We start from the raw sequence: 14,100 nt of genomic DNA, 5'->3' as shown, positions 1-14,100 counted from the left end.
GCTTATTCTGCTTTCTCTATATCGCGCAGGAAGAACTGAGAGTTCAGGCCGTTCAGCGGATAGCCGGTAACATTGGCCGCCGATACGACGATCTGCGGATAAAGGAAGAACCAGTTGGATGCCGCTTCTTCCGCGATGATGGCATTCGCCTCGCGAAGTTTTTCTGTCTGCTCTTCTTCGGTGCCGCTCTGCTCTGCCTCTTTGATCAGGCGCGTGACATCGGCATTGTCATAACCCCAATAGAAATCCGGGTTGCCGTAAAAGACGATATCGCGGTGATTGACATGCTCTTGCAGCGTCGCATCAAAATCATGCGCCTGATAAATCTTGGTGTACCATTCATTCGCGGTGATGATGTTGATGTTCACCGTCACACCGATCTTCGCAAGCTCTGCCTTGATAAACTCTGCGGTGATGGGGTGGGGATCGTAGTTCGGCGTATCAAGCGTGAAGGTGAACCCGTCCGGATATCCAGCCTCTGCCAAAAGGGCCTTGGCGCTTTCCGGATCGTAAGCGTCGACGCCGGTCAGGTCTTCGTACCACGGATCGGTTGGCGGCACGAAGCTGCCCAGTACCATGCCGCGATCACCCCAGATCGCCTCCAGCAGCTTTTGCTTGTCGATACCACGCGCCAGGGCTTTGCGGACCTGAATATTGTCAAAGGGGGCCTCTCGGTCGTTATAGGCCATGATCTGTTTGACCGTCGAATTCCCCTCGGCAATCGTATAGCGTGACGGGTCCTCGAACTGTGCGAGGGCATCGGGACTTTGGATCGTGGTGATAAGATCAAGCGCGTCGGTCAGCAGCGCGTTGTCCAAAGCAGCGGCTTCGGTAAAATAGCTGATATCCGCGCCGCCGTTCTTCGGCGCCTCGCCCCAATAATCTTCAAAAGCCCGCAACGAAATCGCTGAACCGCGACGCCAGCCGTTCAGGACATAGGGGCCGGTGCCATCCTCTGTCGCGGAAATATCGCCGGCAGCATCGTTAACGATCCAGACATAGCTGAGATTGTAGGGCAGAGAAATTGACCGGGAATCCAGCGTGACCACGACCGTCTTGTCGTCAGGCGCCTCGATGCTGGCGATGCTGGCAAGGCTGCTTTTGCGCGACGACTTGGACGATTCCGCCGTCACGCGCTCAATCGAATATTTCACATCCGCCGCCGTCAGCGGATCGCCGGAATGGAAGGTAACGCCATCCTGAAGCGTAAATGTGTGCGTCAGCCCGTCATCTGAAACCGTGTGATCGGCGGCCAGAACGGGCTCGACAGAGCCATCATCATTCAGGCGGAACAGCGCCTCGTAGACATTGTCATTGAATGCCTCGTTAATGCCCTGCCCTGCGCCCGCCGTGTTATCCAGATTCTGCGGTTCATACAGCGAGCCGATCCGAATGATCGCATCAGGATTGGCTTGCGCAAGCGCGGCACTGGCAAAGGGCACCGTTGCGGCACCAAGGGCCAGGACAAAGGTCGGGACAAGTTTCATCGCAGGAGGCCTTCCGAATTGTGATGTGCACCCAGACTAGTCACGTTCACACCGGTTTACGAGAGGGGCGGGGGTTAATTCATGTGGATACAATTCGGTGCCCGCCACGTTGTCAGAAGTGGTGCAGTCAGATGCGCCCATGCTAAACATGCTGCAAAGCGCGATGGGGACAGGATGGCGGATCGCAGCAGGTATCTGGTGGGTGTCGATGTTGGAACCGGCAGCGCACGCGCGGGCGTATTCGACACTCAGGGCTATCTTCAGGGAACCGCCAGGCACGATATCCAAATGTATCGCGAAAGCGGCAATATCGTTGAACAATCCAGCGACGACATCTGGACCGCGGTGGCCAGTGCCGTGCAAGGGGCTGTCCGCGCCGCTGGCGTCGCCGCCGAGGACATCGCGGGCATCAGCTTCGATGCGACATGTTCGCTGGTCGTGCTTGGCGCAAGCGGCGAACCAATGCCGGTCGGCGACCCCGCTTACCCCGAGCGCAACATCATGGTGTGGATGGACCACAGGGCGCGCGAACAGGCAAAGCGCATCAACCAAACTGGTCATCGCGTGCTCGATTTCGTCGGCGGACGCATTTCACCAGAGATGGAAACACCAAAGCTGCTCTGGCTGAAAGAAAACCGGCCGGAGGTCTTTGACCGCGCGTGGCAGTTCATGGATCTGACCGACTTCCTGACATGGAAGGCAACGGGTGATCTGTCGCGTTCGGTCTGCACCGTCACCTGCAAGTGGACCTATCTTGCGCATGAAGGGGGCTGGGATAGCTCCTATTTCCATGAGATCGGGCTTGGCGAACTGGCGGAAGAAGGCTTCAGTCGTATCGGCACGCAAATTCGCGAGGCAGGCAGCCCGCTTGGCAGCGGCCTGACTGACCGCGCTGCAGAAGAGTTGGGCCTGCTGCGCGGCACGCCTGTCGGCACCGGCCTGATTGATGCACATGCGGGCGGTGTCGGAACCGTCGGCGCTAAGGGAGGCGGCGGTGCGCGAACCAATCTGGGCTACGTCTTCGGCACTTCATCCTGCATGTTGACCTCGACAGCGGAGCCTGTCTTTGCACCCGGCGTCTGGGGGCCTTATTTTTCCGCGATGGTGCCCGGCATGTGGCTGAACGAAGGCGGGCAATCCGCCGCCGGCGCGGCAATCGACCAATTGCTTGACCTGCATCCTTTCACGCCCGAGGCGCAGAAGCTGGCGAAGGCTGCGGGCATGTCTCTGCCCGCGTGGCTTGCGTCAGAGGCGGAAGAGCTTGCCAAAGATGCGGACCCCGTTGATCTGGCCAAGGGTCTTCACATCGTTCCGGAATTCATGGGCAACCGATCGCCCCATGCCGATCCCGACACGCGCGCCGTTATTGCCGGGCTGGGTATGTCGCGTGGGCTGAACAGTCTGATCGCGCTTTATGTCGCGGGCATATGCGGTATCGGCTATGGCTTGCGGCAGATCGTTGCGGCGCAGGCCAAGGCCGGTGCGCCAGTCGGTCGCGTCGTCATCAGCGGCGGGGCTGGCCGGTCGGATTTCATCCGTCAATTGCTGGCCGACGCATCGGCGATAGAGTTCGCAGCAACAGAAGGCGAAGAGCCGGTATTGCTTGGCTCTGCGATGCTTGGCGCGGTGGCGGGCGGCATCTATCCTGATCTTGCAACGGCAATGGGCAACATGTCGCGGCTGAGCGCACATTATCCCCCAAAGGGCGGAACCGTCGCCGCGAAACACGACAAGCGATTTCGTATATGGGAGGATCTTCAGTCCATTGCGCGCAAGGCGACGCAGGTCTGAGGCGAGCTGACCATAACGCTCGGCAGCTCCGCGCTGCCCCAGCGTAAGGCTCCTATTGACAGTCTCATCGCCGCGTGGTGTTAAGCCATTACCCAGGGGTGCCGCGTATTGCCGTGGCTGAGATGGGGGCGCAGGCCCTCGGACCCTCAAAGCTGATCTGGATCATGCCAGCGTAGCAAGGAGGACATATGTTCATCGGCGCACAGATTTCTCTTTATCCCATGACGGACGACTTCGTATCCGTCATCACGTCATCGCTTGAGGCACTCGGACCCTGGCGCGATCAGTTGCGCATGGAAACAGACGACATTTCAACTCTTCTGGTTGGCGCGCCAGAGGTGCTGTTTCCCGCCCTGCGCGATCTGTACACGGCTGCGGCATCAACACGGCATCACATCGTCCTGCGTTGCACCCTGTCGCGTGGCTGCCCCGGAGAGGCGGACGACCGGATATGCGCCACCAAAGCCTTGTCGGCACCGGATACGCCGCTGGCAAACCGTCAATCAGCAGCGCTGAAAGCCGTTTCCGCCGCCCAGCAGAAAGGCGAAATCGCCCGCGCCCAGTTCTCCCTCTATGTGATGGGGGACGGCGACCACATGGAAGAGATCTACGGCTGTATCGACTTCTTAAAGCAAAGCGGCTGCTTTGATCGTACGAAGAATTTCTGCACGCGGATCAAGGGTGATGCCGGTCCGGTCTTTGCGACGATTGAGCAGGCTTTCTGCCGCTTCGGTCCGCCAGAGGGCCATGTGACAATGGACCTGACAGTTTCGGCCAACAGCCCCTCTGTCACGGACTGATCCATGCCTGCTCAAATGCTGTCGAGGGGCCGCGTCGCAATTGCGCGCGCGCTGCCGGCAATTCTCAGCGTTACCGCCGCCCTTCTGCTGTGGGAGGGCTATGTCCGTCTGTCGGGCATTTCGCCACAAGTGCTGCCCGCGCCGTCACGGGTCGGCGCACAGATACTGGCGAACCGAGAATTACTTTTCCGGAACCTGCTTCCAACGCTGCGGGCGACACTGCTTGGCTTCGCATTTTCGATCACGGTGGCTTTCCTGTTTTCGGTCCTGCTGGATTTCATTCCACGGCTTCGCAAGGCGCTGTTCCCGATCTTCGTCATCAGCCAGACCCTGCCACTCGTTGCAATCGCGCCGCTTATGGTGCTGTGGTTCGGCTTTGACCTGACACCCAAGATTCTGCTGGTCGCGTTGGTGACGTTCTTTCCGATGCTGGTGGCGCTTGTCGACGGATACGACTCGACAGAGCCGGAGATCGAGGCACTGCTGCGCTCCATGGGCGCGACGCGCGGGACAGTTTTCCGCCGGGCTAGACTGCCCTCCGCAATGCCCTTTTTCTTCTCAGGATTGCGCATTTCGGTAACCTACGCGGTCGTCGCAGCCATATTCGCGGAATATGCCGGCGCGCGGTCGGGCATCGGTATCGTCATTCTGAACGCAAAGAACAGCTTTCGCCCAGACCTGATGCTTGCCGCCGTCGTGTTCAGTTCTGCGCTGACACTGCTGCTTTTCGGGTTGGTGGTCCTTGCCCAGTTCCTTGCCATGAGGTGGCGTTATCAAGGGGCCGGCAATGTCTGAGCTGACCATCAGCGACGTGTCCCTGAAGATGGGCGGCATACAAATCCTCGACCGGCTATCACTGACTGTCCGCGCGGGAGAGTTCGTGTCCATCCTCGGTCCATCGGGCTGCGGTAAATCCACCCTGTTCCGGTTGCTGACCAATGAAATCAGCACCGACCGGGGCTCCATCCTGCTGGACGGCAAAAAGCCGCGAAATGCCTTTGCCTTCATGCCACAGCGTGATGCGCTGCTGCCCTGGCGGCGGATCATCGACAATATCACGCTGGGGCTGGAGGTTCAGGGGATGGGCCGCGCGGAAGCCCGGTCAATTTCGGTGCCGATGCTGTCGGAATTCGGACTTTCCGGGTTCGAAAAGCACTATCCGGCGCAACTTTCGGGCGGCATGCGGCAACGTGCAGCGCTTCTGCGAACGGTCATACAGGGTCGCCCGATCCAGCTTCTGGATGAGCCTTTTGGCGCACTTGACGCGCTGACCCGCGCCCGCCTTCAGAAATGGCTGGAGAAACGCTGGCGTAATGCCGGATGGACCACCCTGCTGGTGACCCATGACGTGCGCGAGGCGGTGGCGCTGTCGGACCGCATCTACATCCTGTCACCCCGGCCTGCCCGCGTCATCGCCGAGATCGAGGTGAGCGCGCCACGACCCAGGCTGGGCAGGCCCCTGCCCCAGTCCGCCCATGACATCGAAGGGCACATCCTCGACCTCCTTCTCAATCACTCCGGAGACTGAACCATGAAGAAACTGATCGCGCTTTTGATAAGCGGCCTGCCCTATTCCGCCTTTGCGCAAGAGCAGATTTCCGTCGCGCTCGACTGGACGCCGAATACAAACCACATCGGGCTCTATGTCGCGCAAGAAAAAGGCTGGTACGAGGAAGCCGGCCTGGACGTCGATATTCTGCCCTATTCCGACACATCCGCTGGAACGCTGGTGGCGTCGGGCGTCGCGCAATTCGGGATTGTTGGCATCATCGGATTTATTACGCAAAGGTCGGCAGGTGCCGATCTGCAACTTGTCATGGCCGTGACCCAGCATGAAACCGGTCAGCTTGTCGTCAATGGCGACAATGAGGCCATACAACGACCCGCCGATCTTGATGGCAAGACTTATGCCGGGTTCGGCACCGAATGGGAAAGCGCCCTGATTTCGACCATGATCCGCCATGATGGTGCGGAAGGTACATTTGAAACCGTGACACTGGGCACCTCTGCTTATGAGGCACTGGCGAATGGCACCGTCGATTTCACCCTGGAAATCCTGACATGGGAAGGCGTGAACGCCGAATTGCTGAACCGTCCGCAGCGATCCTTCAGATATGCAGATTATGGTGTCCCGGATCAGCAGACCACGCTGATAGGCGGGAATCAAAGCTGGATCGAAAACCACCCGGAGGCGGCAGAGGCGCTGATAAAAGCGACGCAGCGTGGCTATGCCTTTGCTCTGGAAAACCCGGCAGAGGCCGCCGACATTCTGATCGAAGCCACGGATGGCATGCTGCCTGATGAACAGCTTGTCCACGGTTCGATGGCGGCATTGGTCGAGGGCGGCTACCTCAAAGACGAGGGTGAGCCTGTCGGTCTGATCGACCCCCAGATGCTGAAAGAGAGCACCGCCTTTATGCTTGACGCACAGGGTCTGCGCGACGAAACCGGCAACACGCTAACGGAAATGCCGGATATGACCGGCTGGTTCAACAACGACTATCTTGCCCGTTAGCGGCCGCGGCGTTCACCTCTAATTCCGGGCGAACGCCTTGCCCTCGGCGCAACACATGATAGATTTCATCGACTGAAAGGGAATTTATCAACTTTTCAGCAGGTTGCGGGCGTGGCGGAATGGTAGACGCATGAGACTTAAAATCTTTGGGCCGCAAGGCCGTGCGGGTTCGAGTCCCGCGGCCCGCACCACATCGACCCATCAGTGAGAGATCGGCGAAAAGAGGGGATGATCACGGATTTCGGCGGTGTGCCGACACTGTTCATCATGGCGGCAGAGGCCGAATACGGTCCTGCCCTGCGATCACGTATCAAACCGCTAATGACCGGGATTGGTCCGGTTGAGGCTGGAATTGAAACCGGTATCGCCCTTTCGCAACTAAATTCCGCCGGCCAACTGCCGAAACTCGTGGTGTCGCTGGGATCGGCAGGGTCCGCAAAGCTGGAGCAGACGGCGGTTTATCAGGCCGTCTCGGTCAGCTGGCGCGATATCGACGCCTCAGTCCTTGGATTCGAGAAAGGGACCACGCCGCTTCTTGACCTTCCCTCAACCCTTCCGCTGGGTATTCTGATTCCGGGCATCCCCGCGGCCAGCCTTTCGACAGGCAGCAATGTGGTTTCCGGTGCTGAATACGACAAAATCGCCGAAGATATGGTCGATATGGAAAGCTTCGCCATCCTGAGAGCCTGTCAGAAATTCGGCCTGCCGCTTATTGCCCTGCGTGGCATCTCTGACGGTGTCGAGGAATTGCATCATCTGGATGACTGGACAAGGCTGCTGCATGTGGTCGACCAGAAGCTTGCGGATGCCGTCGACCTGCTGCGCGACCATTTGTCATCCGGTCGGATAAGCCTTTGAAGGTTGTCGCTTTGGCACAAGCCGCCTAAACCGAGGCGATCAATCCCTGCAGGCACGCATGGCACGCGCACCAAAACAAGCTTCCGACCGACCATCCAGTCGCCGCGTCAGCGCATTGGCTGCGCTGTGGCCCTTTGTGCGGCCATATCGCGGCATGGCGTTTGCCGCACTTCTTGCGCTGATAACGACCGCGACCATCAGCCTTGTTCTGCCCGTGGCGGTGCGCCGCGTTGTGGACGGGTTCGACATCGGCTCTGTTCTGCTGGACGAATATTTCCGCGCGGCCATGATCATCGTTGCGCTTTTGGCGGTCGGAACCGGTCTGCGATACTACCTCGTCACCAGACTGGGCGAGCGTGTCGTGGCCGATATTCGCAAAGCCGTTTTCGATCGCGTGCTGTCCTTGTCACCAGCCTTCTTCGAACGCATCCTGACCGGCGAAATCCTCAGCAGGATTACAACGGACACGACCGTCATTCAGTCGGTGGTCGGATCATCCGTTTCCGTTGCGCTTCGGAATATCCTGCTGATGATCGGCGGGCTGTTCATGCTGTTCCTGACCTCGGCCAAGCTGACTGGGTTGGTGCTGCTTCTGGTGCCGTTGATCCTGATCCCAATCATCGGGCTGGGTCGCAGGCTGCGCCTGCTTGCGCGCGAAAATCAGGACTGGATCGCCGCGTCTTCCGGTGCGGCATCCGAAGCCCTTCAGGCGGCCCAGACCGTGCAGGCATTCACCCACGAAAGTGCCACCCGCGCCGATTTCGCCCAGCTGACAGAGGAAAGCTATCGTTCGGCCAAACGCCGGATCGGCACACGGGCGGCGCTGACGGTGATTGTCATTTTCCTGATCTGCGCCGGTATCATCGGCGTGCTCTGGATCGGCGCGCGTGATGTCGACGCCGGTTTGATGAGCGTCGGGGAACTGGTGCAGTTCGTCATTTACGCTGTGCTGGTCGCCGGTGCAGTCGGCGCGCTGTCCGAAATCTGGGGAGAGCTTCAGCGTGCAGCCGGCGCCACAGAAAGGCTGGCGGAATTGCTGTCTGCCGAAGACAGTCTGACCGATCCCGCTCAACCGAAAGCGCTGCCCGATCCGGTTCGAGGCGAGATCCGGCTGGAGGATGTGACCTTCAGCTATCCGTCGCGTCCCGGCCATTCTGCCCTTCGTGACGTCGCGCTGACGGTCCGGCCCGGCGAGACGGTTGCGCTTGTCGGTCCATCCGGCGCGGGCAAGACGACCGTCGTCCAGTTGGTGCAGCGTTTCTGGGACCCTCAACAGGGACGTGTCACGCTGGATGGCATCGACCTGCGCAAGATGGCCCGCCACGATTTTCGCAGCCAGATCGCGCTTGTTCCACAGGACCCGGTGATCTTCGCCACGACCGCGAGAGAGAACATCCGCTTCGGACGCCCTGACGCCACCGATGCAGAAGTCGAGGAAGCCGCGCGATCAGCCAATGCCCATGAGTTCCTGACCGCACTTCCCGATGGTTATGACAGTCAGGTCGGCGAGCGTGGCGTCATGCTGTCGGGCGGGCAGAAGCAACGCATCGCCATTGCCCGCGCAATCCTGCGCAACGCGCCAGTATTGCTGCTGGACGAGGCGACATCGGCGCTTGATGCGGAATCGGAATACGCGGTTCAGCGGGCCGTCGAAAGACTGGCAGAAGGCCGCACGACAATCGTTGTCGCGCACCGGCTGGCGACCGTGAAACAAGCGGATCGTATTGTCGTATTCGACCGCGGACAGATCGTCGCAACCGGCAAGCACGAGGAACTGATCGCGGAAGGCGGCCTGTATTCACGGCTTGCAAGGCTGCAATTTACTGACGGAGTGCCTGTCCAATCAGCTGACGAAGCGGTTTCGGCTTAGTCGATACAGATCATCGCCTTCTCGCCGTTCTCCATGACACTCATGCAACCAAAAGTGGCTGACGACGGCGCGCATTGACCGACCGGCCCCTCTTGCTTTGCAAGACAAAGCCCGCCGCTGCACTCGCTGCCGCTTTGACAGGATTTCCCGGCATCCGGTGCGGGCGTCGCACATACCGCTGGCCCCAGTCCCTGCACAACCTCGCCGCCTTTGGCCTGACATTCAGCGCGCTCCTGCGCATTCATCGCGCCGGGTCGGGCGTCAGAATCGACCCCTGTCGTCGTTTCGGGAACACAGGCCGACAATGCCAGAAAGAACGTAACGATAAGAACGCGCATGATGACACCCTGCTGCGTAGTTTGAACCTGTCAAAGCGTTACACCAAACCATTCTTCGGACCAACTCACGATCCCCGGATCGATCGTTGTCAAAATTTTCCCTTGCCGAATCTTTGTTGATGGGAGTATGCCCCGCAGCGGGACACCCCTCCCCAACGAGGGGCTTTTGCCTGGAAGGGTAACGTTATGGCGAATACGCAACCGGCTGCGCGTCCGGCTAATCCGCGCTTTTCTTCTGGCCCTTGCGCCAAGATTCCCAATTACAATCTGGATATGCTGTCCGACGCGCCGCTTGGCCGCTCGCATCGCGCCGCAATCGGCAAGGAAAAACTTGCCAAGGCGATTGAGATGACGCGCGAAATCCTTGGGGTTCCGTCGGACTATCGTATCGGCATCGTTCCAGCATCTGATACCGGTGCGGTCGAGATGGCGATGTGGTCGCTGCTGGGCGAGCGCCCGGTCGAGATGCTGGCATGGGAGAGTTTCGGCGCAGGCTGGGTCACGGATGTGGTCAAGCAGCTCAAGCTGGATGCGAAGGTGCAGACCGCCGAATATGGCCAGATCGTGGATTTCGCGTCGGTCGATTTCGACCGCGACGTGGTGTTCACCTGGAACGGCACGACCTCGGGCGTGCGGCTGCCGAATGGCGACGCGATCCCGGCGGATCGGGCTGGGCTGACAATCTGCGACGCGACCTCGGCCGCGTTTGCGATGGAGCTGCCTTTCGACAAGCTGGATGTGGTGACCTTCTCCTGGCAGAAGGTGCTGGGCGGCGAAGGCGGGCATGGGGTCCTGATCCTGTCGCCCCGCGCCGTGGAGAGGCTGGAAAGCTATACACCCCCATGGCCGCTGCCGAAGATCTTCCGCATGACCAAGGGCGGCAAGCTGATCGAGGGCATCTTCAAGGGCGAAACGATCAACACGCCGTCTATGCTGTGTGTTGAGGACTATCTTGTCTCGCTGGAATGGGCGAAGTCGGTTGGCGGGCAGAAAGGTCTCGAAGACCGTGCGACGGCAAATGCGCAGGCGGTCTGGGATTTCTGCGCCAGCCGCGACTGGATTGCCAACCTGGCAGAGGATCCGGCGACGGCCTCGACCACCAGCGTCTGCCTGAAATTCACCGATGACCGCATCAAGGACGGGTCAGCCTTCGCCAAGGCCGTTGCAAAGCGGCTGGAGAAGGAAAGCGTGGCACTGGATATCGGTGCTTATCGCGATGCGCCTGCGGGTCTGCGGATCTGGTGCGGATCGACCGTTGAAACCGCCGACGTTCAGGCGCTGCTGCCCTGGATCGAATGGGCGTTCAACGAAGAGATCGCCGCGCAGGCTTGATCGTTAGGAACCGGGGGCTCCGCCCCCGGACCCCCGAGGTATTTTTACACCAAAGACGCGCATGGAGGCGATTGCCCCGCGCATCTGCTGAGAGGAGCATCACATGCCCAAGGTTCTCGTATCCGATAAGCTGTCGGAAACCGCCGTCCAGATTTTCCGCGACCGCGGGATTGATGTGGATTTCATGCCGGAGCTTGGCAAGGACAAGGAAAAGCTGGCCGAGGTGATCGGTCAATATGACGGTCTGGCCATTCGGTCGGCCACTAAAGTTACAGAAAAGCTGCTGGAAAATGCCGCCAATCTGAAGGTGATCGGCCGCGCCGGGATCGGTGTCGACAATGTCGATATTCCGGCCGCGTCCAAGAAGGGCGTGATCGTGATGAACACACCTTTCGGCAACAGCGTTACCACCGCCGAACATGCCATTGCGCTGATGTTCGCGGTTGCCCGCCAACTGCCCGAGGCTTCCGTTTCGACCCATGCCGGCAAATGGGAAAAGAACCGCTTCATGGGGGTGGAGGTCTTCAACAAGACGCTCGGCCTGATCGGGGCGGGTAATATCGGCTCCATCGTCGCCGACCGTGCGCTTGGGCTGAAGATGAAGGTGCTGGCCTATGACCCCTTCCTGTCGGAAGAACGCGCCGATCAGCTGGGTGTAAAGAAGGTCGAACTGGACGAACTGCTCGGCAAGGCGGATTTCATCACCATGCATGTGCCGCTGACCGACAAGACGCGCAATATCCTGTCGCGCGAGAACCTTGCCAAGACCAAAAAGGGCGTGCGCATCGTCAACGCCGCGCGTGGCGGTCTGGTCGACGAGGACGCCCTGGCAGAGGCACTGCAATCGGGCCATGTCGCTGGCGCAGCACTTGACGTCTTCGCGACCGAACCCGCGACGGAGAGCCCGCTGTTCAACCTGCCGAACGTCGTCGTGACGCCGCATCTGGGTGCCTCGACCAGCGAAGCGCAGGAAAATGTGGCGCTGCAGGTGGCCGAGCAGATGTCCGACTATCTACTGACCGGGGCGGTGTCCAACGCGTTGAACATGCCCTCTGTGACCGCGGAAGAAGCCAAGGTTATGGGGCCGTGGATCAAGCTGGCCGGTCAACTGGGCAGCTTCATCGGCCAGATGACCGATGATGCGATCAAGTCGATCAACATCCTCTATGACGGCGTCGTGTCGGAAATGAACGTCAATGCGCTCAACGCCTCGGTCATCGCAGGTGTCATGAAGGCGTCGAACCCGGAAGTGAATATGGTGTCCGCCCCGGCCATCGCCAAGGATCGCGGCATTCAGGTCGCGACCACGCGTCAAGAAGCCGGGGGCGTCTATGACGGCTATATCAAGGTCTCGGTCGTCACCGAGGAGCGCGAGCGTTCCATCGCCGGCACCGTCTTCAGCGATGGCAAGCCGCGCTTCATCCAGATCCGCAGCATCAATGTCGATGCCGAAATCGGTGAACATATGCTGTATACCCGCAACAAGGACGTGCCGGGTGTCATTGGTGCGCTTGGCAGCACATTGGGTGAGATGGGCGTGAACATCGCCAACTTCCAGCTTGGCCGCTCTGCCACGGGCGAGGACGCGATTGCGATCCTGTATCTGGATGAGGCGATTTCACCCGAAGTGCTGGCGGCCCTTGAAGGCACCGGCAAGTTCCTTCAGGCGCGCGCACTTCGCTTCGACGTCTGATCCTTCGCGAGCAATTAAATCACAGGGCCCGGCGCATACCGCGCCGGGCCCTTGTCATTCCGCCTGCTTTCCTGTCGTTTCGCCTGTATCTCATGCGAGGGTCACGATGTCCGGCAGTTCCGCTTTCGAACCAGTTTACGCCATCGGCGACATTCACGGGCGCATGGACGCGCTGCGCGACACCCATCGTCTGATTGCCCAGGACGGCGGGACCGATGCGCATATCATCCATCTGGGCGATCTGATTGATCGCGGGCCAGATTCTCCGGCGGTGATCGACCACCTGATGAATGGCATGGGACAGGGCCGCAGCTGGCAGGTGGTCAAAGGCAATCACGACAACAAGCTGCCCCGCTTTCTGGAGGACCCCGGCTGGATAGATCCAGGCACGCGTTCGGGCTTTACCTGGACGGGGGATGAGCGCAACGGGGCGGGCGCAACCCTGCTCTCCTATGGCGTCGCCGATGCGGAAATCCGTCCGCTGGAAGATGTGCATGAGGAAGCGCTGAAAAAGATCCCGCGTGAACATGCTGTCTGGCTGGACGGGCTTGCGCCCTATTTCCTGCATCCGGGTGGTTTCCTGTTTGTTCATGCCGGGATTGTGCCGGGCGTCGATCTGTCGGCGCAGTCGCCGGTAGACCTGATGTGGATACGCAAGCCGTTCCTTGAATCCGGTGCCGATCACGGTGTTCTGGTGGTTCACGGCCACACGGCCATCCGAAAGCCGACGCATTACGGAAACCGGCTGAATATCGACAGCGGTGCGGGTTACGGCCGCCCCGCTACCGCCGTCAGGCTGGACAGCGAAGGGGCTTGGCACCTGACGGAAAACGGGCCGGTGCAGCTTCGACCGGAGGCACCGCAGTGAAATGGTCCATCCTGATCTCTCTGCTGATTATCGCCGCTGCCGCCACGATCCTTTTCGCGATGGACCGGCTGCCGATCTGCGAATGTGGCTATGTGAAGCTGTGGCATGGCGACAGTATGAGCAGCGAAAACTCGCAGCATCTGACCGACTGGTATACGCCGTCTCATGTTCTGCATGGGTTACTGTTTTACGCCTTGCTATGGCTGGTGGCGCGGCGTCTTTCGCTTGGCACACGCCTTGTCATCGCAACCGCTGTTGAGGCGATATGGGAGATTGTCGAAAACTCTCCCACCATCATTGAACGCTATAGGACAACGACGATCTCGCTCGACTATTTTGGCGACAGTATCGTCAATTCGGTCGCGGACATGCTGGCCATGTTGTTCGGCTTCTGGCTGGCCCGCATATTGCCCGTCTGGTTGTCGATCGCCCTGTTCTTTGTTGCCGAGGCCGTTACGATCTATTTTATCCGCGACGGGTTGTTGTTGAATGTGTTGATGCTGCTCTGGCCGCTGGAGGCGGTCCGGAACTGGCAATCAGCAGGATAA

At 59.8% G+C, this 14,100-nt stretch carries 13 protein-coding genes, 1 tRNA gene and 1 riboswitch; of the genes, 12 read left to right on the top strand and 2 right to left on the bottom strand.

Annotated elements, in window-relative coordinates:
- Positions 1 to 2 precede the first annotated feature (2 nt).
- Complete coding sequence (locus PAF20_RS00770; protein ID WP_271071860.1) at positions 3 to 1,487, bottom strand: ABC transporter substrate-binding protein; 1,485 nt, start codon at positions 1,485 to 1,487, stop codon at positions 3 to 5.
- Positions 1,488 to 1,661: 174 nt separating this feature from the next.
- On the opposite strand from PAF20_RS00770, the gene PAF20_RS00765 reads away from it, so the two are divergent.
- From PAF20_RS00765 to PAF20_RS00730, 8 genes are all read left to right on the top strand, one after another.
- Positions 1,662 to 3,278, top strand: coding sequence for an FGGY-family carbohydrate kinase (locus PAF20_RS00765; RefSeq protein ID WP_271071859.1), 1,617 nt, complete (start codon positions 1,662 to 1,664; stop codon positions 3,276 to 3,278).
- A gap of 84 nt (positions 3,279 to 3,362) precedes the next feature.
- Positions 3,363 to 3,474, top strand: a riboswitch (TPP riboswitch).
- Positions 3,467 to 4,078: a YkoF family thiamine/hydroxymethylpyrimidine-binding protein gene (locus tag PAF20_RS00760; protein WP_271071858.1), complete on the top strand. Its 612-nt coding sequence runs from the start codon at positions 3,467 to 3,469 to the stop codon at positions 4,076 to 4,078. It overlaps the preceding riboswitch by 8 nt.
- 3 nt (positions 4,079 to 4,081) lie before the next feature.
- A complete protein-coding gene (locus PAF20_RS00755) occupies positions 4,082 to 4,873 on the top strand; it encodes an ABC transporter permease (protein ID WP_271071857.1) in 792 nt (263 codons plus the stop codon).
- The gene (locus tag PAF20_RS00750; RefSeq protein ID WP_271071856.1) at positions 4,866 to 5,606 is read left to right on the top strand and encodes an ABC transporter ATP-binding protein; all 741 of its coding nucleotides are present in this window, start codon (positions 4,866 to 4,868) and stop codon (positions 5,604 to 5,606) included. Before PAF20_RS00755 ends, PAF20_RS00750 begins: the two co-directional genes overlap by 8 nt.
- Before the next feature lie 3 nt (positions 5,607 to 5,609).
- Positions 5,610 to 6,593, top strand: a complete 984-nt coding sequence (locus PAF20_RS00745) for an ABC transporter substrate-binding protein (RefSeq protein ID WP_271071855.1) — start codon at positions 5,610 to 5,612, stop codon at positions 6,591 to 6,593.
- 105 nt (positions 6,594 to 6,698) lie between these two features.
- Positions 6,699 to 6,784 (top strand) — tRNA-Leu (locus PAF20_RS00740).
- A gap of 37 nt (positions 6,785 to 6,821) precedes the next feature.
- On the top strand, positions 6,822 to 7,451 hold the full coding sequence (locus tag PAF20_RS00735) for a 5'-methylthioadenosine/S-adenosylhomocysteine nucleosidase (protein WP_271071854.1): 630 nt from the start codon (positions 6,822 to 6,824) through the stop codon (positions 7,449 to 7,451).
- A 58-nt stretch (positions 7,452 to 7,509) separates the two neighbouring features.
- Positions 7,510 to 9,321, top strand: coding sequence for an ABC transporter transmembrane domain-containing protein (locus PAF20_RS00730; protein WP_271071853.1), 1,812 nt, complete (start codon positions 7,510 to 7,512; stop codon positions 9,319 to 9,321).
- Here PAF20_RS00730 and PAF20_RS00725 read toward each other — a convergent pair.
- Positions 9,318 to 9,659: a hypothetical protein gene (locus PAF20_RS00725; protein ID WP_271071852.1), complete on the bottom strand. Its 342-nt coding sequence runs from the start codon at positions 9,657 to 9,659 to the stop codon at positions 9,318 to 9,320. The genes PAF20_RS00730 and PAF20_RS00725 overlap by 4 nt on opposite strands.
- 186 nt (positions 9,660 to 9,845) lie before the next feature.
- Here PAF20_RS00725 and PAF20_RS00720 point away from each other — a divergent pair, with 186 nt between their 5' ends.
- The 4 genes from PAF20_RS00720 to PAF20_RS00705 all read left to right on the top strand — a co-directional run bounded on the left by PAF20_RS00720 (position 9,846) and on the right by PAF20_RS00705 (position 14,100).
- On the top strand, positions 9,846 to 10,991 hold the full coding sequence (locus tag PAF20_RS00720) for a phosphoserine transaminase (protein WP_271071851.1): 1,146 nt from the start codon (positions 9,846 to 9,848) through the stop codon (positions 10,989 to 10,991).
- 103 nt (positions 10,992 to 11,094) lie between these two features.
- Positions 11,095 to 12,684 (top strand): phosphoglycerate dehydrogenase, encoded by a 1,590-nt coding sequence (gene serA / locus PAF20_RS00715; RefSeq protein WP_271071850.1) that lies wholly within the window; start codon positions 11,095 to 11,097, stop codon positions 12,682 to 12,684.
- A gap of 106 nt (positions 12,685 to 12,790) precedes the next feature.
- Positions 12,791 to 13,552, top strand: coding sequence for a metallophosphoesterase (locus PAF20_RS00710; RefSeq protein ID WP_271071849.1), 762 nt, complete (start codon positions 12,791 to 12,793; stop codon positions 13,550 to 13,552).
- A complete protein-coding gene (locus tag PAF20_RS00705) occupies positions 13,549 to 14,100 on the top strand; it encodes a DUF2585 family protein (RefSeq protein ID WP_271071848.1) in 552 nt (183 codons plus the stop codon). Before PAF20_RS00710 ends, PAF20_RS00705 begins: the two co-directional genes overlap by 4 nt.

This window comes from Paracoccus albus (genome assembly GCF_027913035.1).
Classification (GTDB): Bacteria; Pseudomonadota; Alphaproteobacteria; order Rhodobacterales; family Rhodobacteraceae; genus Paracoccus; species Paracoccus albus.
Note: the sequence above shows the minus strand (reverse complement) of the source record. Positions and strands in the feature narration are given on the sequence as shown.

Coding starts and splice junctions, on each gene's coding strand:
- PAF20_RS00770 (WP_271071860.1), bottom strand. CDS start 1,487: ATGAAACTTGTCCCGACCTTTGTCCTGGCCCTTGGTGCCGCAACGGTG.
- PAF20_RS00765 (WP_271071859.1), top strand. CDS start 1,662: ATGGCGGATCGCAGCAGGTATCTGGTGGGTGTCGATGTTGGAACCGGC.
- PAF20_RS00760 (WP_271071858.1), top strand. CDS start 3,467: ATGTTCATCGGCGCACAGATTTCTCTTTATCCCATGACGGACGACTTC.
- PAF20_RS00755 (WP_271071857.1), top strand. CDS start 4,082: ATGCCTGCTCAAATGCTGTCGAGGGGCCGCGTCGCAATTGCGCGCGCG.
- PAF20_RS00750 (WP_271071856.1), top strand. CDS start 4,866: ATGTCTGAGCTGACCATCAGCGACGTGTCCCTGAAGATGGGCGGCATA.
- PAF20_RS00745 (WP_271071855.1), top strand. CDS start 5,610: ATGAAGAAACTGATCGCGCTTTTGATAAGCGGCCTGCCCTATTCCGCC.
- PAF20_RS00735 (WP_271071854.1), top strand. CDS start 6,822: ATGATCACGGATTTCGGCGGTGTGCCGACACTGTTCATCATGGCGGCA.
- PAF20_RS00730 (WP_271071853.1), top strand. CDS start 7,510: ATGGCACGCGCACCAAAACAAGCTTCCGACCGACCATCCAGTCGCCGC.
- PAF20_RS00725 (WP_271071852.1), bottom strand. CDS start 9,659: ATGCGCGTTCTTATCGTTACGTTCTTTCTGGCATTGTCGGCCTGTGTT.
- PAF20_RS00720 (WP_271071851.1), top strand. CDS start 9,846: ATGGCGAATACGCAACCGGCTGCGCGTCCGGCTAATCCGCGCTTTTCT.
- serA (WP_271071850.1), top strand. CDS start 11,095: ATGCCCAAGGTTCTCGTATCCGATAAGCTGTCGGAAACCGCCGTCCAG.
- PAF20_RS00710 (WP_271071849.1), top strand. CDS start 12,791: ATGTCCGGCAGTTCCGCTTTCGAACCAGTTTACGCCATCGGCGACATT.